Raw genomic sequence first — 22,886 nt, forward strand, 5'->3', positions numbered from 1 at the left:
GCCCCAGCGGGACTGGCCGCCGTCCAGGGGCATGGTGGAGCCGGTGAGGTACCGCGAGTCCTCGGAGCACAGGAAGACCACGGCGCGGCCGATGTCGGACTCGGGGTCGCCGACCCGGCCGAGGGGGATGCCGGCGACGAACGCCTCGGCCTCCTCCGGGTTCTTGTCCATCCACCACTCCAGCGCGGGCGTCACAGCGTGCGGGGCGACGTTGTTCACCCGGATCCCGTCGCGGCCCCACTCGGCGGCCGCGGCGCGGGTGAGCACCCGCGTGCCCTCCTTGATCGAGCCGTAGACGCCGTAGTTGCTCGCGTCCCAGCGCACCGACGCCGACGTCACCAGGTTCACGATCGACCCGCCGCCACGGGCGACCATGTGCGGGTGGCAGGCCCGCATGAACCGCAGGGTCGCCATCGGGCCGGACGCGAACGCGCGCTCGAAGTCCGCGTCGACGACGTCGAGCAGCTTGCCGGGCTTGGAGTCGTTGGCGTTGTTGACCATGATGTCGACGGCGCCGAGCTCCGCGACCGTCGTCTCCACGGTGGCGGTGATGTCGTCGGCGACGGAGACGTCGCAGCGCACGGGAATGGCGCGCCCACCGAACTCCTCGATCTCGGCGACCGTCTTGTGCAGCTTCGACTCGGTGCGACCCGCGACCGCGATCGCGGCGCCCTCCTTCGCCAGCGCGAGCGAGATGCCTCGCCCGATGCCCTGTCCGGCGCCGGTGACGATCGCGACCTTTCCGTCGAGGATTCCCATGTTCGTGCTCCGATCAGAAAGTGGGTCAGTTGATTTCGGGGTGGGTGGCGAGGTAGCGGGCGGGGTACTCGCCGCCGCCGTGCACCGCCAGGTCCGCACCGTTGACGTAGGCCGACAGCGGTCCCGCGAGGAACAGGCACGCGCCTGCGATGTCCGAGGGCACCGCCATCCGGCCGATCGGCAGGGTGCGGGTGACCGCGGCGCCGCCGTCCTCGCCGTACACGGACGCCGCCGACTCGGTGCGGATCAGTCCGGTGGTGATGTGGTTGACGCGGACCTTCGGAGCCCATTCCAGTGCGAGCGCCTTGGTGAGCATCAGCAGGCCGGCCTTCGCCGCCGAGTACGCGGCGGTACCCGGCTGCGGATCGTGCGCGGAGACCGACCCGATGTTGACGATCGACCCACCGGTCTCCTGCTGCTGCATCACCGCGTTCGCGGCCTGCGCAACGTAGAAGGGGGCCAACAGGTTCAGCGCGACGATCTTGTCGACGAACCGGGTGGACACCGTCGCCGCGTCGGCGTCCGGGGACCCGCCCGCGTTGTTGATCAGGACGTCGAGACCGCCCATCTCGGCGCGGGCCGTCTCGACCATCGCCTTCACCGCGTCGGCGTCGCGGACGTCGACCGGCAGGAACCGGGCCTCACGGCGCACATTGTCGGCACCGCCGACGCCTCCCCCGACGATCGGTGTCTCCGACGCGCTGCGGGCGCACACCGTGACCTTCGCGCCCGCGGCGAGGAACGTCTCGGCGACGACGCGGCCGATGCCCTTGGTGCCGCCGGTGATCAGGACCGCGCGACCGGTGAAGTCCGCGGGGTTGGGCATGCTCGGGAACTCGGCAGGATTGGGCACAGCCGTCAGGCCCCGAACTCGGCGTGGGCGCCGGTGATCGCGCCACCGACCTCGAAGTCGACGCCGCTCTCGCTCCGCCATCCGCGGATCGGCAGCGTGTCACCCGGGAATGCCGGGGCCGCAAAGCGTCCCGACAGGCGGGTCAGGTCTGCGGGGTGCACACCGAGTTCCCGGGCCAGCGGCAGGGTGCCCGCGGCGAGGGTGCACAGTCCGTGCATGATCGGGCGGGGCTGCCCGATCACCGCCGCCGCGGCCGGATCGATGTGGATGTGGTGCATGTCGCCGAGCAGGCGGTACAGGGCCGTCTGGTTCTCGGCGGTCACCAGATCCGTCGTCAGCGCCGGGTCCCCGGACGGACCCGCGGGCTTCGACGGGCCGCGTTCGCCGCCGAAGCCGCCGAAGCCGGGGGCGAAGATCGACCAGGTCGCGACGAAGTACTCGCTCTCCACGACGATCTCGAAGACGGCGGCGGCGCCCTTGTCCCACACCTCTCCGACCCGGGCGGACAGCGCGATCTCACCGGAACGGGGAAGCGGCGCCAGAACCGTCAGCTCCTGCGAGCCGTGCAACGCGGTGGTGGTGTCCCACGCGCCCTGCGAGCCGAGCGCGTCCGGTGCCCACTGCGCGAGGGTCAGTGCGAACGTCGGCAGCACTCGCAGCCGGTCCTCCATCACGAGGTCCAGGTCGGTGGCCTTCGCGCCCACCGCGAGCGCGTACAGGATCGCGTCGCGCTCGGTGTACGCCACGGTGCGGGTGCCGAGGTCCGCACCCCGCCACGACGACGGTGCCGTCTCAGACTGCTCGAGCCCGGTCGACTTCTGCTGTACTGCCGTCATTCTCGTTTCCCTTCAGATGTGTTCGATCACGCTGCGCCCAGGATCAGACCGCTCGTCGGCACCGCGGTTCCCGCCGTGACGAGCACGTTCTCCACGCCGTCGGGCTGGTTCGTGGAGGTGCCCCGGATCAGCCGGACCCCTTCGGCGATGCCGTTGACTCCGTGCAGGTACGCCTCGCCGACCTGACCGCCGTGCGTGTTGCTCGGCAGCCGGCCACCGACCTCCAGATTGCCTTCGCGGATGAAGTCCTTGGCCTCGCCGGGACGGCAGAAGCCGAGTTCCTCCAACTGCGGGAGCACCAGCGGAGTGAAGTGGTCGTAGAGGATCGCGGCGTTGATGTCGTCGGGCGTGAGGCCGGCCTGCGCGTACAGCTGACGTCCGACCAGGCCCATCTCCGGGATGCCGGTGATGTCGGGGCGGTAGTAGCTCGCCATCATGTGCTGGTCCTTGCCCGAGCCCTGTGCGGCGCCCTTGATGATCGCGGGCTTGTTGCGCAGGCTCTTGGCACGCTCGGCCGAGACGACGACGAGGGCCTGGCCGCCGTCGGTCTCCTGACAACAGTCGAGCAGGTGCAGCGGCTCGGCGATCCACCGGGAGTTCTGGTGGTCCTCGAGCGTGATGGGCTTGCCGTGGAACCAGGCGGCGGGGTTGTTCGCGGCATGCTTGCGTGCCACCACCGCCACTCGCCCGAAGTCCTCACTCGTCGCACCGTATTGGTGCATGTACCTGCGGGCGAACATCGCGACCCACTGAGCGGGAGTCGACAGGCCCTGCGGCGTCAGCCAGGCATAGGCGGCCCGGTCGGCGGTGCTGTCCATCGGCCGGTCGTGCTGGCCCGCACCGAAACGGGTGCCGGAGCGCTCGTTGAACGCGCGGTAGACGACCACGACCTCGGCAACACCGGTCGCGACGGCCATCGCGGCCTGCTGCACCGAGGCGCAGGCCGCGCCGCCGCCGTAGCCGATCCGGGAGAAGAACTTGAGTTCCCCGAGGCCGCAGTTGCGGGCGACGAGGATCTCGCCGTTCGTCTCCATCGTGAACGTGGTGAGACCGTCCACCTCGGAGGGGTCGATGCCGGCGTCGGCGAGCGCGGCGGTGACCGCCTCGCACGCGAGCTGCAGCTCGGTGCGGCCGGACTTCTTCGAGAACTCGGTGGCGCCGATACCGACGATCGCGGCGGCGCCGGACAGGGGACTCACGAAACTGAACCTTCCGGGTAGGCGACGGTGACGGTGCCGGACAGGTGGTTGCCGAGGCTGTTCGCGCCGACGACCTTCACCTCGACGAGACCGTTCTCCTTGGAGACGACCTCTCCGGTCATCGTCATGGTGTCGCCCGGGTAGTTCGGAGCGCCGAGGCGGATCTTGACCCGGCGGATCGTGGCGAACGGTCCGGCCCAGTCGGTGACGAACCGACCCGCCAGCCCGTTGCTGGTGAGGATGTTCATGAACACGTCCTTGGACCCGCGCTCGCGCGCCAGCTCAGGGTCGTGGTGCACGTCCTGGAAATCGCGCGTCGCGATGGCCGTCGAGACGATCAGGGTGCGGGTGAGGGGAATCGCCAACTCGGGCAGCGCCTCTCCCACGACGATGTCCTCGAAGGAGCGTCCGGCGAGCGGCAGGGTGGCGGTCACGCGACCACCTCTACACCGGCCGCGAGCTGCGCACCGAGCCGGGCGAGGTCGGACGCCGACCCGCCGAGGGTGGCGCCGATCTGCTTGCCCCACAGCAGGTGCCGGTGCACCGGGTAGTCGGTGTCGACGCCCATGCCGCCGTGCAGGTGGGTGGTGCGGTGCACGACGCGCTGTCCGGCGTCGGTGGCCCACCACTTCGCGACGAGCACCGAGGTGCCCGGGTCCTGGTTCTCGGACAGCAGCCACGCCGCCTGCCACAGGGTCACCCGCATCGCCTCGAGGTGGATGTAGCAGTCCGCGAGCTGGTGGCCGACCGCCTGGAACGTGGCGAGCGGGCGGCCGAACTGGTGCCGGCCGTTGAGGTAGGTGACGGCCTGCGCGACAGCACCGGATCCGACGCCGATCTGGATGGCTGCGAGCGCGAGCTCCACCCGATCGAGCAGCCACTGGACTGCAGCACTGCCCGCGAGCAGTTCCGCGGGAGCGGACTCGAACGTGACGTTGCCGCAGATCTCCCAGGTGGTGGACTGCGTCTGCTCCACCGAGACTCCGGAGGCGGCCAGGTCGACGACGAACAGCGCGGCGCCGTCGCCGGTGTTCGCCGAGACGATCGCGCGGTCCGCGACGTGGGTGATCGGGACGACGGCCTTGGCGCCGGTCAGGGTCCACTGCCCACCCGACTCGGTCGCAATGGTCTGCGGGTCACCGTCGACGAACGGGCCGAACTCCTCGAGCCCGATCGTCAGGAACCTGCTGCCGTCGGCGACTCCCGGGACCAGCGCGGCGCGCTGGGCGTCGGTGCCGAACTCGGCGACCGCCAGCGCCGCGAGCGCGGACTGCCAGATCGGCACCGGAGCGACGTGCCTGCCCTGCTGTTCGAGCAGGACGTACAGCTCGGCCAGACCGAGCCCGCCGCCGCCGAGGTCCTCGGGCAGCGCGATGCCGAGCAGCCCGGTCGTGGCGAGTTCCCGCCACAGGTCGCGGTCGATCCGCTCGTCGCTCAGCTCGACCTGCTTGACCCGGTCGATGCCGGCCCTGCTGGTGAAGACCTCGTCGGCGAGCGCGCGAATCGCTTCCTGCTCTTCGCTGAAGGTGAAGTCCATTACGAGTCCTCCCGTGCGGCCGGCCGGAACGCGGGCAGCGTCAGATCCGGGTCGGCGTCGATCCAGTCCAGTTCCACCGGCATGTCGATCTCTACGTCACCGGGCGCGACGCCGGTCATGTTCGCGATCAGGCGGGTGCCCTCCTCGAGTTCGATCGTCACCACGACGAGCGGGTACTCGAATCCGGGAATCTGCGGGTGGTGGTTGACCACGAAGCTGTAGACGGTGCCGCGCCCCGAGGCGTCGACGGTGTCCCAGTCGAGCGACTGGCAGGCACCGCACATCGGGCCGGTGGGATGGCGCAGCACACCGCAGTTCGTGCACCGCTGGATCACCAGACGGTGCTCCTTCGCGGCCTCGAACCAGAAGGCGTTGTCGGCGTTGAGCGCCGGGCGGGGACGCAGGCCCTTCGGCCCCTCTGCTGCCTTGGGCTTGAAACGCAGGGTGCGCCAGCGCTGCGTCGCGACGACCTCGCCGTCGCCGTTGCAGTACGTCTTGAGGGTCGTGACGAAGTGCCCGACGCCGAGGCCGGTCTTCTTCTCCTCGGAGACGTCCTCGATCACCTCGGTGAGCGAGACGCGGTCGCCGGGACGCAGTTCCACGTGGAACTCGAAGTCCGAGTCGGTCGCGACGACGGAGGTGAAGCCCTCGCCGTCGAGGGTGGCGATCAGGTCGGTCCACACTTGGGACGGATCGTTGTTCGCCATCTTGTCGGTGAAGGTACGCATCGTCCACACCTGCGCCATGAGGGCGGGCGCGACGGCGCCGTCGCGCCCGGTTGCGCGGGCAGCCTCGTCGTCGAGGTGGATCGGGTTGGTGTCGCCCATCGTCTCGACCCAGTGCCGGATCATCGGGGTGTTGACCTCGTCCGGACCCCACGTCGTCGGGGTCAGGACCTGACCCTCGAAGGCCTTGAGCGTGGTGAGGAATTCGCTCACTTGACCCTCTTCTCTCGAACCAGGCCGAGGCCCATCGTCGCGACCATGTCGCGCAGCACCTCGTTGACGCCGCCGCCGAACGTGTTGACCATGCCCTGGCGGGAGATCTGCTCGATCTGCCCGGCAAGCAGCGCACCCGGCGACTCGGGCCGGATCCGGCCGGCGGCGCCGAGGATGCCGAGCAGGGTCCGGTACACGTCGATGTGGGTCTCGGTGCCGTACGCCTTCGTGGCGCCCGCATCCGCACCCGACAGCGTGTCCGCGGCGACGGCCGAGGTCATCTTCCAGTTCAGCAGGCGCATCGCCTCGAGCTTGGCGTGGGTGCGCGCGAACTCCTGCTGCACCCAGGGGATCTCGATGGCGCCGTTGTCCTTGGCCCAGTCCAGGACCTGGTGCCACAGTCCGTAGGTGCGGCCGCCAATCGCGGCGAGGCCGATGCGCTCGTGGTTCAGCTGGGCGGCGATCAGCTGCCAGCCGCCGTTGACGTCACCGATGACGTCCTTCGACGGGACGCGGATACCGCTGTAGTACGTCGAGGTGACCGTGAGCCCACCGACAGTGGGAATCGGCGACCAGGAGAATCCCTCGTCGTCGGTCGGCACCACCAGGATCGAGATGCCCCGGTGCTTCGGCGCGTCCGGGTCGGTGCGGCAGGCGAGCCACACGTAGTCCGCGGTGTTCGCACCGGAGGTGAAAATCTTGCTGCCGTCGACAATCCAGTCGTCGCCGTCGCGGACGGCGCGGGTCTTCAGCGACGCCAGGTCGGTTCCGGCCTCCGGCTCGGTGTAGCCGATCGCGAAGACGATGTCGCCCGCGAGGATGCCCGGCAGGAACCGTTCCTTCTGCTCCTCGGTGCCGTACTTCATCAGCGTCGGGCCGACGGTGTTGACGGTGACGAACGGGAACGGCAGCCCGGCGCGCTGCACCTCGTCGAAGAACACGAACTGCTCCTCGATGGAGCGGCCCTGTCCGCCGTACTCGGTGGGCCAGCCGATGCCCAGCCAGCCGTCCTGGCCGAGCAGCTTGACCACCTCACGGAAGTACTGCCCACCCACGCCCTCTTCGCCGGCCTTGCGCCGCTTCTCCTCCGGCAGCAGGGCCGCGAAGTACGCGCGCAGTTCCCGGCGCAACTCCTGCTGCGCCGCCGACTCCCTCAACTCCATCGACCGTCTCCCATCTCGCATTCCGCGAGATCGGACGCTACGGAGTGATGCCGACCCGGTCCTGCTCGGTCTCACTCAGCGGTAGGTCGTCCTCCTCGTCGTCCCGGTCCCGCGGGACGAACAGGCCGACGACGACGGCCAGCAGCGCGGCCGCGGCGCCGATCCCGAACACCACCGCGTACGCCGTGTGGGTCGGGAACTCGACGCCCGCCACCTCCATCACGGACGCCGTCGTGACGGCCGCGACCACGGCGCTGCACGTCGACGTGCCCAGCGACCGGGCCAGCGCATTGAGACTGTTCGCCGCCGCCGTCTCCGATACGGGGACGGCCCGCATGATCATCGACGGGATCGCGCCGTAGGCGAGTGCCGCGCCGATCGAGGTGACCGTCGTCGCGACGATCACGATCGCCAGTTCGTGCGGTGTGACGGCGCGGGTGAAGTTCGCGACCATGAGGATCGCCGTCCCGATCAGGAACGTGATGCGCGGCCCCCGACTGCGCGACAGGTGGGCCGTCACCGGGGAGAAGGCGATCATGGCGAGGCCGCCAGGAAGCAGGGCGAGCCCGCTCATCGTCAACGTCATCCCGTAGCCGTAGCCGGTGTCCTCGGGGGCCTGGAAGATCTGGGCGCTCACCATGAACGAGGTGAACATCGCGAACCCGACGAGGATGGACGCGAGGTTCGTCAGCAGGACCTGCCGTCGCGCGGACACCCGCAGATCCACCAGCGGTTGCCGCGCCGCCCGCTTCCCGGGCGGTGCGAGGCGCAGTTCGTAGACACCCCACGCGAGGAACAGCACTGTCGCCGCAGCGAACAGGCCGAGCACCGGGGCGCTGCGCCAACCCCACCCGTTGCCCTGCGTGATCGCGAGGAGCAGGCACACCAGCGCGGCCGACAGTCCGACCGCGCCGACGAGGTCGAACTTGCCGCCGGACCGCACCGGGGATTCGGGAACCACCCACCAGACCACCAGCATGCCCAGCAGCCCGACGACCGCCGCACCACCGAACAGCCAGTGCCAGCTGAAGTGCTCGGCCACCACACCGGTGAGCGGCAGTCCGATCGCACCGCCCGCCCCCAGCGTCGAACTCATCAGCGCGATACCGCCCGCGACGCGCTCTTGCGGCAGTTCGTCCCGCATGATGCTGATACCGAGGGGCACCACACCCATCGCGGCCCCCTGCAACGCGCGGGCGACCAGCACCACCGCGAAGACGTCGAACATCGCGCCGAGGAGGCTGCCCGCCGCCATCACCGCCAACGCGACGAGGAGCATCCGGCGCTTGCCGTACATGTCGCCGAGCCGACCGAGGACGGGCGCGCAGACGGCACCCGCGATGAGGTTGGCGGTGACCAGCCACGCGGCCCCGCCGGGCGAGGTGTTCAGCAGTCGCGGGAACTCCGGGAGCAGCGGCATGACGATGGTCTGCATCAGCGAAACCACGATGCCGCAGGACGCCAGTGCGACGACGACGAGCCGGGCGGACGCGCGGCCCCCGCGAATCGGTGGCGTCACCGGCACCCTCCCTGCAACCTCTTTAGCTTGAGTATCGAGACTATGACACGGGGAACGCCGTGCGGGAACAATTTCCCATTCACTGGGTTCTCGACCGGAACCAACCCCGTGGAACCGCATACTCGTGCGCATGAGTGAGCCGAACGTCGACGTCACCGTCAGCCCGGGCGCCGCATCGTGCTCGGACCTCGCCGGCCGGTACGCGGTCGCCGTCGACGCCCGGGACGAACGTGCGCTGGCGGCCCTGTTCACCGCCGATGCCGAGTTCGTGCAGCCGGCCGCCCTGACCCGCGGCGCGGGAGACGTCGTCACGGTCGGCGGGGACGCGATCGCCGCCGCCGTCCTCGGCGCGACCGGTCACCTCCGGGGGACGCACCACGCCGTGCACCAGGTCGTCGTCGACACGGACGGCGACAGCGCGACCGCAGTCGCCTACTGCCTCGCCCATCACCTGTACGCGGGCCGCGACGGCGGAATCCGGGACAACGCCGTCGCCATCCGCTACCTCGACCGGTACCGGCACGTGAACGGACGCTGGTTGATCGCGCGCCGGGAACTCGCCGTCGACTTCACCGAGGACCGCCCCGTCACTCTCCCCACCGGCTGAACGTCACGTTCATCTCGTCAGAGCGCACGAACGCCACCTTCAGCCCAACAGCAGCGCCACCCCACCCATTCGGCTGAACGTCACATTCATCTCGTCAGACCGCACGAACGCCACGTTCAGCCAATGGAGCGCGGGTGGTCAGGGGACGCCGAGGAGGCGGAGGACGGCGGCGGTCACGGCGGCGGCGAGGATGACGACGACGAACGGCGCCTTCCGCCAGGCGAGGACACCTCCGATCAGCACACCTGCGGGGCGGGCGATGCCGGCGGCGCCGCCGTCCTCGGTGACCGCGCCCGTCACCGCGACCGCGACCAACAGCACGATCGCGCCGATCGCGAGCACGGTTTCGAGTCGTTCCGGGACGGCGCCGCGCGCACGGAGAGCCGGGCCCGCGAAGCGGAAGGCGAAGGTGCCTGCGGCGAGCACGAGGACCGCCGCCACCAGCGGCAGGGTCGCGGTCATGCGGGCACCGCTTCGGTGCGTCCGGGCTTGATCCAGATCAACGCGACCAGCGCGACCAGTGCAAGCAGGACCGGGATGCCGGTCGGAAGGAACGGGGTGGCCGCGAGTGCGATCGCCGCGCCGACCAGTGCCACCGACGCGGTCGCGCGGTCCCGGAGGGCGGGAACAACCAGCGCGAGCAGCACGGCCGGGAACATGGCGTCGAGTCCGAAGGCGTCGATGTCGTCGATGAAGCTGCCCACGGTCGCGCCGATCAGGGCGCCGAGGGGCCAGCAGATGCCGATCCCGATTCCGCTGAGCCAGAACACGGCGCGCCTGCGGTCCGGATCGCGCTGCCCCAGGGCGAAGACGGTGCTCTCGTCGTTGAGCAGGTGCGCACCGAGCCCACGCCGCCAGCCGCGCCCGGCGGTGTCACCGACCGCGAGTCCGAACGGGAGGTGCCGGGCGTTGACGATCAGACCGCCCGCGAGCGCGGCCAGCAGACTTCCCCCTGCGGCGACGATGCCGACGAACAGGAACTCGGACGCGCCGGCGAGGACGACGACGGACATCAGCACCGGCACCCAGGGCGCGAAGCCCAGTCCGACGGCGATCGCGCCGTACGAGATGCCGACGAGTCCGTCCGCGAGGGACACCAGTGCGATGTCCCTGCGGAGTCCGCCATCAATTGTTCGCCACACCGAACGCATGATCTTTATAGTGAACGTTCCACCCTTCGTTCGTCAAGGCGAACGAATCACCCGATACAGTGAACGCATGGCAGCGGACGGCAGCAAGGCACCCCTCGACGTCATCGCATCGTCGCTGCGGCGGGAACGCGACCGCTCCGGACTGTCCCTCACCGAGGTCGCCCGCCGAGCCGGTATTGCCAAGTCCACGTTGTCGCAGCTCGAAGCGGGAACCGGGAACCCGAGCGTGGAAACCCTGTGGGCGCTGAGCGTCGCACTCGACATCCAGTTCGCACAGCTCGTCGATCCGCCCCGGCCGCGCGTCCAGGTGATCCGCGCCGGCGAGGGCCCGGTGCTGTACTCCGAACGCACCGACTACCAGGTCACCCTCGTCGCCTCGTGCCCGCCCAACGCGCGCCGCGACATCTACCGCCTCGACGTCGAGCCCGGGCCGCCGCGCGAATCGGAGCCGCACCTGCCGGGCGTCGTCGAGCACGTGATCGTCAGCGCCGGCCGCGCCCTCGTCGGGCTCCGCGAGGATCCGGTGGAACTCGGTCCCGGCGACTACATCGCCTACCCCGGCGACGTCGCCCACATCTTCCAGGCACTCGAACCCGGCACACGCGCGGTGCTGGTGTCCGAGCACACCTGACGCGCGCACACTGGAGCGATGACGGAGCGGAAACCGTGGGACGTCCCGTTCGAGTCGTGGGTCGAACGGCAGATCCGGCTCGCTCAGGAGCGCGGCGACTTCGACGACCTGCCGGGCGCGGGCAAACCCCTCCCCCACGTCGCCGACGGTGACGAATTGTGGTGGGTCAAGCGCAAACTCGCGGCCGAGGGCCTGTCCACCGAGGCGCTGCTGCCGCCGTCGCTGCAACTGCGACGCGAGATCGAGCGCCTCCCCGCGACCGTCGCCGACCTGCCCACCGAACCCGACGTCCGCGAGCTCGTCGCGGACCTGAACCGTCGCATCGCCGACTACCTCCGGGCACCGAGCGCACCGGTCGTGCCCGTCCACAAGGTGGACGCCGACGCCACCGTCGCCGCGTGGCGCACCCGACGACCCCCGGATACACGAGTTCCCTGATGCGGGGCGAGCACTCCCCGCCGGGGTACTACCGGCTCGCGGTGAGCGCCGCGAACCGTGCGATGTGCTGGTCTGCAGAGCCGAACTCGTGCTCGATCACCGTCAGTCGACGGAAGTAGTGGCCGATGGCGAGTTCCTCGGTCATGCCCATGCCGCCGTGCAGCTGGACCGCGTTCTGCCCGACGTACCGGGCGGCGCGCGCGATGGTCGCCTTGGCCGCGGAGACGCAGAGCGCCCGCTCGACGGGGTCGGCGTCGAGGTTGAGGATCGCCAGGTACACGGCGGCGACGGACTGCTCGACCTCCATGTACATGTCGACCATGCGGTGCTGCAGCACCTGGAAGGTGCCGATGGTCTGCCCGAACTGCTTGCGCTGCTTGGCGTATTCGACGGTGTCGGCGAGCACCTTGCGCATCAGACCGACGGCCTCGGACGCGATCGCGGCCGTCGCCTCGTCGACGGCGTACTCGATGGACGGGAGTGCACCGCCCGGGGCGCCGAGCAGTGCGTCGGCCGGGAGCCGCAGGCCCGTGAACGTGAGGTCCGCGGCCTGACGGTCGTCGACCGTGCGGTAGCTGTGGCTCTCCAGTCCGGCGGGCGGGTTGTGCGGGTCGAGAGTCACGACGAACAGCGAGACCCCCTCACGGTCCCGCTGTTCGCCGGACGTGCGGGCGGTGACGAGCAGGTGACTCGCCAGCGGTGCGCTGGTGACGACGATCTTGCCGCCGTCGAGAACCCACTCGTCGCCGTCGCGGCGGGCGGTGGTCGTCACGTTGGCGTAGTCGTCGCCGGAGGTGGCCTCCAGTGCAGCGAACGCGGTGATGGCGTTGCCCTCGACGATGTCGCCGATGACGGCGGCGGCACGCTCTCCGCCTGCGCGGCGCAGCAGACCGGTGCCGATCACGACGGTGTCGACGAACGGTTCGACGACCAGCGCCTGGCCGAGTTCCTCGGTCACGACCATCAGTTCGACCGCGCCGCCGCCGAGTCCGCCATCCTCCTCGGGGAGGGTGGCCCCGAGGATGCCGAGTTCCTCGGCGAAGCTACGCCAGATCTCCGGCTGCCAGCCGATGCCGGTCTTTGCAGCGGCGCGGCTCTCCTCGAGGGTGTAGCGGGCGGCGAGGAACTTGGCCAGGCCGTCGCGGAGAAGTTCCTGTTCTTTGGTCAGGGAGAAGTCCATCAGAGCCCCAATGCTGCTTTGGCGAGAATGTTCCGCTGAATCTCATTGCTACCGGCGTAGATCGAGCCGGCCCGATCGTTGAGGTACCGCAGGGGTGCGACGGCCTGCCACGGCTCGCCACTGACGTAGCCGCCGTCGGGTTCGACGAAGTCGGCGATCGGGCCGCCGGGGGCGGTGGCGTGCGGCTGGTACACCCGACCGCGCGGACCGGCCGCCTCGAGGGCGATCTCGGTGATGCGCTGGCTGAGTTCGGTGCCGAGCACCTTGAGCATCGACGACGCGGCACCGTTCACGTCCACACCGGCGGACAGGGTCCGGAACTCGAGCACCTCGAGAACCTTGGTCCGGATGCGGGCCTCGGCGAGCTTCGCCGCGAAGGCCGGGTCCTCGATGAGGGGGCGGCCGTTCGGTCCGGGCTGATGCTTGGCGGCCTCGGCGACGGACTCCGCCATGACCTGCAGCCCGGGTGCGGCTGCTCCGCCACCTCGCTCGAACAGGAGCAGGTACTTGGCGACGGTCCAGCCCTCGTCGATCTTGCCGATGACGTTCGACTTGGGGACGCGGACCTGGTCGAAGAAGACCTGGTTCTGCACCTCCTCGCCGGACGACATGACGAGCGGGCGGATCTCGATGCCTGGGGAGTTCATGTCGATCAGCAGGAAGGTGATGCCGTTCTGCTTCTTCTCGGACTTCGTGGTGCGGACGAGGCAGAACATCCAGTTCGCCTCGGTGGCGTGGGTGGTCCAGATCTTGCTGCCGGTGCAGATCAGGTCGTCGCCGTCGTCGACCGCGGCCATCGACAGCGACGCGAGGTCCGATCCGGCCTCGGGCTCGGAGTAGCCCTGGCAGAAGAACACGTCGCCGGTCAGGATGCCGGGCAGGAAGAAGTCCTTCTGCTCCTGGGTGCCGAACGCGACGATGGCGTGCGAGACCATCCGGATGCCCATCGGCGAGAGCGACGGGGCGCCCGCGAGGGTGGATTCGCGGCTGAAGATGTAGTGCTGGGTGAGGCTCCAGTCGCAGCCGCCGTGCTCGACCGGCCATGCCGGTGCGGCCCAGCCGCGCTCGTGCAGGATGCGCTGCCACTCCATGCTCGCCTCGTGATCCGAGTACACACTCGTCATCAGTCGGCCGGACTGCCGCAGCTCGGGCGTCAGCTTCTCGTCGAGAAACGCCACGACCTCGTCACGGAACGCCGCGTCGTCCGCGGACCACGCCAAATCCATCTGCACTCCCCACGCTCGAGCGGATCGGCCTCGGTGCCGCGACCGCGGAAGTTAATCTAGCTTCGCACGGGTTGAGCGTCAACGACGAACCGGCAACGCCTCGGTGCACGATGCGCAGATACTTCGCTCTAGCTGGTTTTATGCTGTCACCGGCAGAAGCCTCGAGCAAGGCGGACGAGGGGCGTTCAGATAACCAGAATTCGCCGCCACGAAGACGAAAATGGGAGTTCGGCGACCGGCTTCCCGAGGGAAACCAGCGACCGAACTCCCATTCAACAGTGCGGGCAGGGGCGGCTCAGGCCAAATTCATCAGTTCCGCGCAGCCGGCCATCTCGTCGAGGACGGCATCGAGCGTCGTGGCCCGGCGGGACGCGGACAGCAGGATCCGGTCGGCCCCGAGCGCGGCCGCCCAGTCGGCCTTCTCCGCGTTCATCCGCGGCAGGGTCGCGCCGAGGACCAGCGCGACCTCCGCCGGATCGCGGCCCGCGTCCGAGGCGGCACCGCGCATCGTCGCGATGGCGCCGGCCAGGTCGTCGCCCGCGAGACCGAGCGGCTGGAAGCCGTCACCGAGCCGTCCCGCCCGCGTCGCGGCGGCCGCGCTGTGACCGCCGATGTACAGCGGGACGCCATCCGGCCGGGCCGGCTTGGGGAACGAGAAGGCTCCGGCGATCCGGGTGAACTCGCCCTCGAAGTCGACACCCTCCGGACCACCTGCCCACAGTGCACGCATGACGGCGATCGCCTCGTCGGTGGATCGGCCGCGGCGGCGGAAGTCTCCACCGCAGGCCTCGATCTCCTCATGCATCCACCCGACGCCGAGGCAGATCCGGGTCCGGCCACCGGACAGCACGTCGAGTGTCGCCAGTCGTTTCGCCAGCACCACCGGGTTGTGGTTCGGCGCGACCAGGACACCGGTCGCGAGGCCCAGCGTCGTGGTCGCGCCCGCGACGAACGAGAGCAACTCCAGCGGGTCCGGCAGCGGGCAGTCGTCGGGCAGGTGCGACTTGCCGGTCGGCGAGTAGGGGTACTCGCTGGCCGTGTCCGCGATCACCACCGCGTGCTCGACCGCCGAGATCTCGTCGAAGCCCAGCGACTCCGCCGCCCGCGCGAACCGCAGCACCTGCTCCGGGTCGCCCGCCATACCGAGCTCGACCGGCATCACCACACCGAGCTTCACTGCACACCCTCCTCGTTGCCGAACATCTCGTTCCGTCAGGCCGCGCTGTCGAGCAGCGTCGGAGCCCACACCACCTTGCCGAGGTACCGGTCGGCGCCCGGATCGGTCGCGAGCCACACCGCCGCCTCGGCGGGCACGGTGGCGGGGACCGGGTCGAATCCCTTGTCGGCGATGGCGCCGGTCCCGCCCCGCGCCGCGCCCGATTCGGTGACGACGAAGCCGGGGCTGAGGTTGAACGCGCGCACCCCGAGGTGCCGGAACTCCGCGTTCACGGCGCCCGCCAGTCGACCGAACGCCGCCTTGGACGCCGCGTAGGACAGTCCCCAGCCACCTTCACCGGGAGGCGCGGGCGGGTCCGTGGTCGCCGATCCCGACACCAGGTTCACCAGCACACCGCCGCCCTTCGCGACCATCGCGGGCAGGACCCGCTGGACGAGAGCGAGCTGGTGGAGGTAGTTGCCCTTCATCATCACGGTGGCGTCGGCCAGGTCGACGTCGAGCAGCCGGTCCATGTTGCCCGCGGTCTGGGCGTACGCGTTGTTGACGAGCACGTCGACGCGGCCCCAGTCGGCGAGTACCCGGTCGGCGGCGGCGAGCACCGACGCGCCGTCGAGCAGGTCCATGGGGACGGCGAGCGCGTCCACCCCGAGCGCCCGGATCTCGGCGGCGGTGGTGTCGAGGCTGCCGGGCACCGGAATGTCGGCACCGTGGGTGCGGGGCGCGACCCGTCCGTCACCCTCCCGCACCGTGCGCGCGGTGATGACGACGTCGAATCCCTTGCGGGCGAACGCGAGTGCGACCTCCCGTCCGATTCCCCGGCTCGCACCGGTCACGAATGCGACCGGACGGCCACTCGGCCCTGCCGACTCGGTCACGGCCGGTTCGGTCACGTCAGACACCGAGGAACCGCGTCCGGCCCGATGCCGAGAATTGCGCTTCCAGTTCACGCTTGTCATCGTCGGACATCGACACGTACTGCGGGAGTCCTCTTCCCTCCCAGCGGTACACCGGTTCGTCGCACCGCCACAACTGCGACTGCAGTTCACGCTTGAGCACCTTGTTGGATCCGGTGACCGGGAGATCCGTTGACACCCTGACGAATCGGGGTGCGGCCTTGGTGCCGAGGTCGTCCTGGCCGGCGAGGAACGACGCGAACTCCTCCGGGTCGAAGTCCGTCTGGTCCGACACCTCGATCGCGGCCATCACCTGGTCGCCGGACTTCGGGTCCGGGATTGCGTACACGCCGGTGGCGATCACCTTCGGGTGCCTGCGCAGGATCCGTTCGATCATCAGCGCGGACGTGTTCTCCCCGTCCACGCGGATCCAGTCGCCCTTGCGTCCGGCGAAGTAGATGAAACCGGCCTCGTCGACGTAGCCGAGGTCGCCGGTCCAGTACCAGCCGTGCTTGATGCGGTCCGCGACCGCCTGCTCGTTCTTGTAGTAGCCCTCGAACCGCTTGGCGCCGCCGCGGTCGATCATCTCGCCGATCGCCTCGTCGGGGTTGAGGACGCGGCCGTGCTCGTCGAGCCGGGCCCGCTCGCACTCGACCAGCGTGTCCGGGTTGACGACCGCGATCTCGTCGTGCGCCGGACGGCCCAGTGCTCCCTCGGGGGCCGCGGGGTCGAGCCGCACCGACCCGGCGCCCTCGGACGAGCCGTAACCCTCGAAGAGTTCGGCGCCGAAGCGCCGCACGAACTCCGCCTTGTCCTCGGGGGACGCCTCGGTTCCGAAGCCGCGCACCAGGGTGTTGTCGATGTCGTCGGCCTGCTCGGGCGTCGCCATCAGGTAGGACAGCGCCTTGCCGACGTACGTGAAGAAGGTGGCGCCGAAGTACCGGACGTCGGGCAGGAACCCGGATGCCGAGAACTTCCGAGCCGCGGGAAGGCAGACGGTCGCCCCGTTGGCGAGGGCCGGCGCCCACAGCGCCATCAGCGCGTTGCCGTGGAAGAGCGGCATGCAGCAGTAGTCGACGTCGCCGGGGACGTGCCCGTACTTGGCGGTGTTCGCGTACGCGAGTCGCGCGAGCCGGCCCTGGCTGCACCGGACGGCCTTCGACGTGCCGGTGGTGCCGGACGTGAACAGCAGCAGGAACAGGCTGTTCTCGTCGACTGCCGGGTCCGCGGCGGGCTCGACTCGATGCGCGTCGATCCGCGCTGCGTAGTCGGGGGCGTCGACGAGGACGAAGCGGTCGTCGGTCAGCCCGAGGTCGAGGCCCTTGAGCGTCGCCATGCCGTCCGCGTCGGTGACGATGAGCTGGCAGTCGACGTACCGGATCTCCGCTTCGAGCTCAGCGCCGCGACGGGTCGGGTTGATACCGACGATCGTCGCGCCCGACAGGGCGGCGCCGCCGAGCCAGAACAGGAACTCCGGGACGTTCTCGAGCAGCACCCCGATGTGGAACGGCCCGTCGCCGCGCAGGGTCCGGGCCAGCTCGCCCCGGGCAGCGCTCTCCCGGACCGTCTCGTCCCATGTCCAGTCCCGGTCCCGGGTCCGGGTGCCGAGCTGCTGGTCACCCAGCCGGTCGAGCAGCATCTCGGCGATCGTCGCGCGTTCCATTCCACTCCTTCGACGTCAATCGCTGCGGCGCACTCGACACACGCGAATGCCACGGTAGAGGGCACCCGGTCGCCTGTCGGGCCGTTTGCCCGAGTTCGCTCGGTGCCACCCGATACAGCGTTGACCCGAAGCTAACGACGGCCGGTTCGGGAACCTCCGTGGAGTCCCGGTCAGTGGAAGTCCCTTCCCTGTACCCCGTCCGGCGTGTGATCCTTCGTGCATTCCGAGGACGTGAGAAAGGCCACACACCGCATGACCACCTCCACCGACCCGCAGGCATACCTCGCCGCCGTCGTCGGCCGGCTGACCGGCCCGAACGCACCCTTCGAACTGGTCGAGGAAGACGTCCGCGGCGCACAGATGCCGGTGATGCGGCACCGCAATCACGCCGTCCACGAACTGCTCACCGCCTCCCGCGCGTACGGCGACCGCGACTACCTGGTCACCGAGACGCGGCGCATGTCGTTCACCGAGCACGCCGACGCGGTGGCCGCGCTGGCGCAGGCACTGGCCGATGAGCACGGCGTCGGGGTCGGGGACCGGGTCGGGATCCTCGCCGCCAACACGATCGAGTGGGTTGTCGCGTTCTGGGCGACGCAGTCGCTCGGTGCGATCGCGGTCGGTCTGAACGGCTGGTGGGTGCCGCGCGAGATCGAGCACGGCGTCGGCCTGACCACGCCGCGCGTGCTGATCGCGGACGCGAAGCGTGCCGCCGTCCTCGCACAGACGGACGTCGACGTCCCGGTCCTGACGATGGAGGAGGACGTGCCTCGGCTGATCGAGGCGCACCGCGGTGCCGAACTGCCGACCGCCGACGTCTCCGAGGACGACCCCGCGGTCATCCTGTTCACCAGCGGAACCAGCGGCAAGCCGAAGGGTGCGCTGCATTCGCAGCGGAACCTGCTCGCCGTCGTGGACTACCACCGGTACAACGACGCACTGCTCGACGCCTTCGCGGGCCGCGAGTACGACCCGGCGCGGCCCAGCGACCTGCGCTACCTGCTCACCTCGCCGCTGTTCCACATCGCGAGCCTGCACAACCTCGTGGTTCCGCGCCTGGCCACCGGCAGCGCCGTGGTCCTGTTCGAGGGCGCATTCGACGTCGACCGGGTCCTCGCTCTGGTCGAGCGGGAGAAGGTCACCAACTGGGGTGCGGTCCCGACGATGGCGGCCCGGCTGATCGAGCACGGCAACGTCCGCAAGTACGACACGTCCTCGCTGACGGCGTTCGCGCTGGCATCGGCGCCGTCGTCGGTGGCGTTCAAGCAGCGACTCCGGGACGAGGTGCCGTTCGCGAAGGACTCCCTGGTCGACAGCTACGGCCTCACCGAGTGCAGCACCGGCATCGCCGTCGCCAGCCCGATGGACGTCCAGATGTTCCCGGGCACCCTCGGCAGGCCGATCTTCGGTGTCGCGATGGAGATCCGCGACCCGTTCGGCGAGCCCGTCGCCGACGGCGACGAAGGCGAGGTCTGCGTCCGCAGCCCGTACGTCATGCTCGGCTACTGGGACAACCCGGAGGCGACCGCCTCCTCGATCCGCGACGGCTGGCTGCACACCGGCGACTTCGGCCGCGTCGACGACGGCCGGCTGCGGCTGACGGGTCGGCGTTCCGACCTGATCCTGCGCGGCGGCGAGAACATCTACCCGACCGAGATCGAGCAGTGCCTCGACGAGCACACCGATGTCGTCGAGTGCGTCGTCGTCGGTGAGGCGCACGAGGATCTGGGCCAGGAGGTCGCGGCGATCGTCGTCGTCCGCGCGGGCGCCACCGTGTCGGAGGAGGAGCTGCGGGCGTTCGCGGCCGAGCGGCTCTCCTACTTCAAGGTGCCGACCCGCTGGCGCCTGACGACGGAACCGTTGCCGCGCAACGCGACCGGCAAGGTGTCGCGCGGACAGATCACGTTCTGACGTCGATGGACCTGCAGTGGACGGTGGACCGCCTCGCCGCGACGGAGGCGGTCCGGGACCTCGTCGTCTCGTACTCGCACCTCATCGACCGCGGTGAACTGGGCGCGGTCGCCGCACTGTTCGCCGACGCCGTCTACGGACTGTGTGACGGTGACGGCGTCCCGGTCGGCGGCGTCGTCGATCGGGATGCCGCCGCGGTCCGGCAGGCCAACGAGTCGTTCATCGCGATGTACGGCGATCCGCCGTCGCCGCGAACCAAGCACGTCACCACGAACATCCTGGTCACCGTCGCCGACGACAACGCCTCCGCGAGCGCGGTGTCGTACGTGACGGTGCTGCAGGGCACGGACGACCTGCCGTTGCAGCCGATCCTGACGGGCCGCTACTTCGACCGGTTCGAGCGCATGGACGGTCGGTGGCGATTCGCCCAGCGGTTGTTCTGCATGGACCACACCGGTGACATGAGCGCGCACGCGCGACGGGCGATGCGCGGGGACTGAAGGAGTTCGGGTGCAGGTCGGCCTCAATCTGCTCGAAGCCGAGAACCTCTACGGAGGCGAGGTCCGGAAGGTCCTCGAACTGGCCGCCCTGGCCGACGACGCGGGCGTCGACCTGCTCTCCACCGGGGACCATCTCGGGTTCGACGCCGAACGCGTTGCGGTGCACAGTTTTCCGTTCGCGCTCGACACACCGTGGTACGAGCCGGTCTCGTTGCTGTCGGCGGTCGCGGCCGTCACCCGACGGGCGCGGCTCGGTGTGTCGGTGCTCGTCGCGACGCTCCGCCCGCCCGTGCTCCTGGCGACGCCGGAGGCGCGGTCGACCTGGACGCGACCGCGGGGAAGGCCCTGCAATGGCATCGCAGGCGCCACCGTCGTCGTCTTCCGTCCCGCCGTGTTCGGTGTGACCGCCGCCAAGGTGCCCGCACTGGTGGACTGGATGGTCGGGCTGAAGAAGGAGGCACAGTGACCGCGACGCACTCCCCGAACCTGCCCGAGGTGCGGGATCTACTCGCCAAGCAGGAGATCCACGAGGTGGTGCTGCGGTACTGCCGCGGCATCGACCGACTCGACCTGGACCTGGTGCGCAGCTGCTACCACCCGGACGCCGTCGATCACCACACCGGCTTCGACGGCACCGTCGACGAGTACATCGCCTGGGTGGGACCGAAGCTCGAGTTGCTCGGCGGCACCCTGCACTTCCTCGGCAACCACCTCGTGGAGTTGTTCGGGGACGTCGCGATCAGCGAGGCGTACGCCACGAACGTGCACTGGGGACACCCGAGCCGCGGCGACTTCACCAGCGGGGCCCGGTTCGTGGACCTGATGGAGCGCCGGGACGGGCGGTGGGCGATCGCCGAGCGCTGGGCGGTGCGCGAGTGGACCCGTTCCGACGCAGGCAGGATGACCGCACCGGAGGCGAACGGCCCTCGCGGCGCGCGTGGCGGCGGCGACCTGCTCGACGCGCTCCGCGCCCGACTGCACCGCTGAGCAGTCGGGCGCAGGTGGCGAGACGCGGCTCAGACAGCCCGACTGCCACGCTCAGATGATGCGGAGGGTGTCACTTCTGCAGGGGTCTCGTCGCCGTTCGCGCGGCATCCGTGCGGGTGGAGACGTGTACCACCCGGCCGGCAGCGAGTTCGACGGACTGATCGCTGCGGACGGCGTCCTCGAGGCGGTGGGTGGCGTGCACCACCGTGGTGCCCGCTGCGGTCGCCTCCCGCAGCACCTCGTCGACGATGGCCTGCCCCGCGACGTCGAGCGCCGAGGTCGGCTCGTCGAGAAGCAGCAGGTCGGACTGCTGCGCGAGGCCCTGCGCGAGCAGTGTCCGCTGTTGCTGACCTCCGGAGAGGTCGCGGAACTGCCGACCCGCGAGATGGTCGATCTCGAGACGTTCCATCAGGTCCGTCACGATTCGGCGGTCCGCGCCGCCCAGTCGCCGGAAGAGTCGCCGCGGTCCGTACCGGCCGATCGACACACATTCACACACCGTCAGCGGTAGCTCGTCGGAGGATTTCGGCCGCTGGAACACGATCGCCGGCCTGCGCCGGGTCCGGCACTCGACCGATCCCAGTGCCGGCTCCAGTAGGTCCGCGAGGATCCCGAGCAACGTGCTCTTGCCGGAACCGTTGCCACCGACAAGGGCCACGAGCGTGCCCGATTCGATCGTGAGCGAGACGTCATCGAGGGCTACGCAGCTGCCGTATCGGTAGGTGACACCCCGCATCGAGATCACCGGTTGTCCATTCACGTCGCCCTCTCCTCGGTCGTACTGCGGCTGTGGCGGCACCCATCCTAACTTGGAAATGATTCCCGTTACCGTTTAGGGTGTCGATCATGTCGATCGACCTCCTCGAACCGTTCACCGTGCCCTTCGTCAGGCGGGCGGTCATCGGGGGCGTGCTGCTGTCGGCGGTGAGCGCCCTCGTCGGGGTGTGGGTGATCGTCCGCGGGATGACGTTTCTCGGTGAGGCGATGAGCCACGGCATGCTTCCCGGCGTCGCGATCGCCGCGCTCCTCGGAGGTAGCCTGGTGCTCGGTGCGGCAGTGAGCGCCTTCGCAATGGCGTTGGGCGTCAACGCACTACGCAGGAACAAGCGATTCGGTCAGGACACCAGCATCGGCCTGCTGTTCGTCGGCATGCTCTCGATCGGTGTCATCCTCGTGTCACACTCCCAATCCTTCGCGACGGACCTGACCGCCTTCCTGTTCGGTGACGTCCTCGCCATCAGGCCCGAGGACCTCGGCCTGCTCCTGGGCGCGCTGGCGTTCGTCGCGTTGGTGTCCGTCCCCCTGTACCGGCCGTTCCTGGTGCTGAGCTTCGACCCTCGCAAGGCACAGACCCTCGGGCTGCGCCCCGACCTGGCCAACGTCGCGATGCTCACCCTGCTGACCATCACCATCGCGGTCTCGTTTCACGTGGTCGGGACCCTGCTGTCGTTCGGAATGCTGATCGCGCCGTCGGCCGGTGCACTGCTCGTGGCACGGCGGATCCCCACCGTGATGGCGGTGGCGTTCGCAATCGGCAGCTTCTCCACCGTCGTCGGGGTTCTCGTGTCCTGGAACGCGGGAACCGCGGCAGGCGCGTCCATCGCCGCGACCGCGGTCGCGACCTTCTTCGCCCTCGCCGGAGTGGTTCAGTTCGTCGAGCGTCGATCGGCGAAAAGACCCGTCACGGAATTCAGTTCGTAGATCAGATTGCACAGGAA

25 protein-coding genes are annotated in these 22,886 nt (G+C 69.7%); 8 read left to right on the plus strand and 17 right to left on the minus strand.

Translation table 11 applies throughout. The features are described 5' to 3' along the window. The 9 genes from ACFSJG_RS20905 to ACFSJG_RS20945 all read right to left on the minus strand — a co-directional run. Positions 1-759: SDR family NAD(P)-dependent oxidoreductase (locus tag ACFSJG_RS20905; protein ID WP_378487157.1), on the minus strand; the 759-nt coding region annotated here is incomplete at its 3' end. Between the two features lie 25 nt (positions 760-784). Beyond that, the gene (locus ACFSJG_RS20910) at positions 785-1,585 is read right to left on the minus strand and encodes an SDR family oxidoreductase (RefSeq protein WP_378487158.1); all 801 of its coding nucleotides are present in this window, start codon (positions 1,583-1,585) and stop codon (positions 785-787) included. A 32-nt stretch (positions 1,586-1,617) separates the two neighbouring features. Continuing rightward, positions 1,618-2,448, minus strand: coding sequence for a MaoC/PaaZ C-terminal domain-containing protein (locus ACFSJG_RS20915; RefSeq protein WP_378487159.1), 831 nt, complete (start codon positions 2,446-2,448; stop codon positions 1,618-1,620). 26 nt (positions 2,449-2,474) lie between these two features. Next, positions 2,475-3,647, minus strand: coding sequence for a lipid-transfer protein (locus tag ACFSJG_RS20920; protein WP_378487160.1), 1,173 nt, complete (start codon positions 3,645-3,647; stop codon positions 2,475-2,477). Next, positions 3,644-4,081, minus strand: a complete 438-nt coding sequence (locus ACFSJG_RS20925) for a MaoC family dehydratase (protein ID WP_378487161.1) — start codon at positions 4,079-4,081, stop codon at positions 3,644-3,646. The genes ACFSJG_RS20920 and ACFSJG_RS20925 overlap by 4 nt, the downstream gene beginning before the upstream one ends. Beyond that, positions 4,078-5,184 carry an acyl-CoA dehydrogenase family protein gene (locus tag ACFSJG_RS20930; RefSeq protein ID WP_378487162.1) on the minus strand — a complete coding sequence of 369 codons (1,107 nt, stop codon included), beginning with the start codon at positions 5,182-5,184 and terminating at the stop codon, positions 4,078-4,080. Before ACFSJG_RS20930 ends, ACFSJG_RS20925 begins: the two co-directional genes overlap by 4 nt. Then, entirely contained in the window at positions 5,184-6,122 is a 939-nt protein-coding gene (locus ACFSJG_RS20935; RefSeq protein WP_378487163.1) for a bifunctional MaoC family dehydratase N-terminal/OB-fold nucleic acid binding domain-containing protein, read from the minus strand. The genes ACFSJG_RS20930 and ACFSJG_RS20935 overlap by 1 nt, the downstream gene beginning before the upstream one ends. Then, complete coding sequence (locus ACFSJG_RS20940) at positions 6,119-7,285, minus strand: acyl-CoA dehydrogenase family protein (protein ID WP_378487164.1); 1,167 nt, start codon at positions 7,283-7,285, stop codon at positions 6,119-6,121. The genes ACFSJG_RS20935 and ACFSJG_RS20940 overlap by 4 nt, the downstream gene beginning before the upstream one ends. Positions 7,286-7,322: 37 nt before the next feature. Next, a complete protein-coding gene (locus ACFSJG_RS20945) occupies positions 7,323-8,804 on the minus strand; it encodes an MFS transporter (RefSeq protein WP_378487165.1) in 1,482 nt (493 codons plus the stop codon). Positions 8,805-8,934: 130 nt separating this feature from the next. Here ACFSJG_RS20945 and ACFSJG_RS20950 point away from each other — a divergent pair, with 130 nt between their 5' ends. Further along, positions 8,935-9,411 carry a nuclear transport factor 2 family protein gene (locus ACFSJG_RS20950; RefSeq protein ID WP_378487166.1) on the plus strand — a complete coding sequence of 159 codons (477 nt, stop codon included), beginning with the start codon at positions 8,935-8,937 and terminating at the stop codon, positions 9,409-9,411. 138 nt (positions 9,412-9,549) lie between these two features. Here the strand turns inward: ACFSJG_RS20950 and ACFSJG_RS20955 are convergent, their stop codons facing one another. Continuing rightward, positions 9,550-9,873, minus strand: coding sequence for an AzlD domain-containing protein (locus tag ACFSJG_RS20955; RefSeq protein ID WP_378487167.1), 324 nt, complete (start codon positions 9,871-9,873; stop codon positions 9,550-9,552). After that, on the minus strand, positions 9,870-10,562 hold the full coding sequence (locus ACFSJG_RS20960; RefSeq protein ID WP_378487168.1) for an AzlC family ABC transporter permease: 693 nt from the start codon (positions 10,560-10,562) through the stop codon (positions 9,870-9,872). Before ACFSJG_RS20960 ends, ACFSJG_RS20955 begins: the two co-directional genes overlap by 4 nt. Positions 10,563-10,629: 67 nt before the next feature. Between ACFSJG_RS20960 and ACFSJG_RS20965 the strand changes: the two genes are divergently transcribed. Together ACFSJG_RS20965 and ACFSJG_RS20970 are read left to right on the plus strand one after the other, a co-directional pair. Beyond that, complete coding sequence (locus ACFSJG_RS20965; RefSeq protein ID WP_378487169.1) at positions 10,630-11,193, plus strand: helix-turn-helix domain-containing protein; 564 nt, start codon at positions 10,630-10,632, stop codon at positions 11,191-11,193. An 18-nt stretch (positions 11,194-11,211) separates the two neighbouring features. Continuing rightward, a complete protein-coding gene (locus ACFSJG_RS20970) occupies positions 11,212-11,631 on the plus strand; it encodes a DnaJ family domain-containing protein (protein ID WP_378487170.1) in 420 nt (139 codons plus the stop codon). Positions 11,632-11,659: 28 nt separating this feature from the next. Here ACFSJG_RS20970 and ACFSJG_RS20975 read toward each other — a convergent pair whose 3' ends face one another. The 5 genes from ACFSJG_RS20975 to casI form a co-directional block, all read right to left on the minus strand. Next, the gene (locus ACFSJG_RS20975) at positions 11,660-12,811 is read right to left on the minus strand and encodes an acyl-CoA dehydrogenase family protein (RefSeq protein WP_378487171.1); all 1,152 of its coding nucleotides are present in this window, start codon (positions 12,809-12,811) and stop codon (positions 11,660-11,662) included. After that, complete coding sequence (locus ACFSJG_RS20980) at positions 12,811-14,037, minus strand: acyl-CoA dehydrogenase family protein (protein ID WP_378487172.1); 1,227 nt, start codon at positions 14,035-14,037, stop codon at positions 12,811-12,813. The genes ACFSJG_RS20975 and ACFSJG_RS20980 overlap by 1 nt, the downstream gene beginning before the upstream one ends. A gap of 295 nt (positions 14,038-14,332) precedes the next feature. Continuing rightward, positions 14,333-15,214: an LLM class F420-dependent oxidoreductase gene (locus ACFSJG_RS20985; protein WP_378487173.1), complete on the minus strand. Its 882-nt coding sequence runs from the start codon at positions 15,212-15,214 to the stop codon at positions 14,333-14,335. 35 nt (positions 15,215-15,249) lie between these two features. Beyond that, positions 15,250-16,104: an SDR family oxidoreductase gene (locus ACFSJG_RS20990; protein WP_378487174.1), complete on the minus strand. Its 855-nt coding sequence runs from the start codon at positions 16,102-16,104 to the stop codon at positions 15,250-15,252. Position 16,105: 1 nt separating this feature from the next. Further along, positions 16,106-17,770 carry a steroid-22-oyl-CoA synthetase gene (casI, locus tag ACFSJG_RS20995; RefSeq protein ID WP_378487175.1) on the minus strand — a complete coding sequence of 555 codons (1,665 nt, stop codon included), beginning with the start codon at positions 17,768-17,770 and terminating at the stop codon, positions 16,106-16,108. A 252-nt stretch (positions 17,771-18,022) separates the two neighbouring features. Between casI and casG the strand changes: the two genes are divergently transcribed. From casG to ACFSJG_RS21015, 4 genes are read left to right on the plus strand one after another with little or no spacing between them, the layout of a single operon-like run. Then, positions 18,023-19,681: a steroid-24-oyl-CoA synthetase gene (gene casG, locus ACFSJG_RS21000; RefSeq protein WP_378487176.1), complete on the plus strand. Its 1,659-nt coding sequence runs from the start codon at positions 18,023-18,025 to the stop codon at positions 19,679-19,681. 5 nt (positions 19,682-19,686) lie between these two features. Then, the gene (locus tag ACFSJG_RS21005) at positions 19,687-20,181 is read left to right on the plus strand and encodes a nuclear transport factor 2 family protein (protein ID WP_378487177.1); all 495 of its coding nucleotides are present in this window, start codon (positions 19,687-19,689) and stop codon (positions 20,179-20,181) included. 10 nt (positions 20,182-20,191) lie between these two features. After that, on the plus strand, positions 20,192-20,647 hold the full coding sequence (locus tag ACFSJG_RS21010; RefSeq protein ID WP_378487178.1) for an LLM class flavin-dependent oxidoreductase: 456 nt from the start codon (positions 20,192-20,194) through the stop codon (positions 20,645-20,647). After that, entirely contained in the window at positions 20,644-21,168 is a 525-nt protein-coding gene (locus ACFSJG_RS21015; protein ID WP_378487179.1) for a nuclear transport factor 2 family protein, read from the plus strand. Before ACFSJG_RS21010 ends, ACFSJG_RS21015 begins: the two co-directional genes overlap by 4 nt. Before the next feature lie 70 nt (positions 21,169-21,238). Here ACFSJG_RS21015 and ACFSJG_RS21020 read toward each other — a convergent pair whose 3' ends face one another. Continuing rightward, positions 21,239-21,928 (minus strand): metal ABC transporter ATP-binding protein, encoded by a 690-nt coding sequence (locus ACFSJG_RS21020; RefSeq protein ID WP_378487180.1) that lies wholly within the window; start codon positions 21,926-21,928, stop codon positions 21,239-21,241. A gap of 86 nt (positions 21,929-22,014) precedes the next feature. Here ACFSJG_RS21020 and aztB point away from each other — a divergent pair, with 86 nt between their 5' ends. Then, the gene (gene aztB / locus ACFSJG_RS21025; RefSeq protein WP_378487181.1) at positions 22,015-22,869 is read left to right on the plus strand and encodes a zinc ABC transporter permease AztB; all 855 of its coding nucleotides are present in this window, start codon (positions 22,015-22,017) and stop codon (positions 22,867-22,869) included. The last annotated feature ends 17 nt before the right edge of the window (positions 22,870-22,886 follow it).

The organism is Rhodococcus gannanensis (genome assembly GCF_042681175.1).
In the GTDB taxonomy this organism is placed as follows: Bacteria; Actinomycetota; Actinomycetes; order Mycobacteriales; family Mycobacteriaceae; genus Rhodococcus_G; species Rhodococcus_G gannanensis.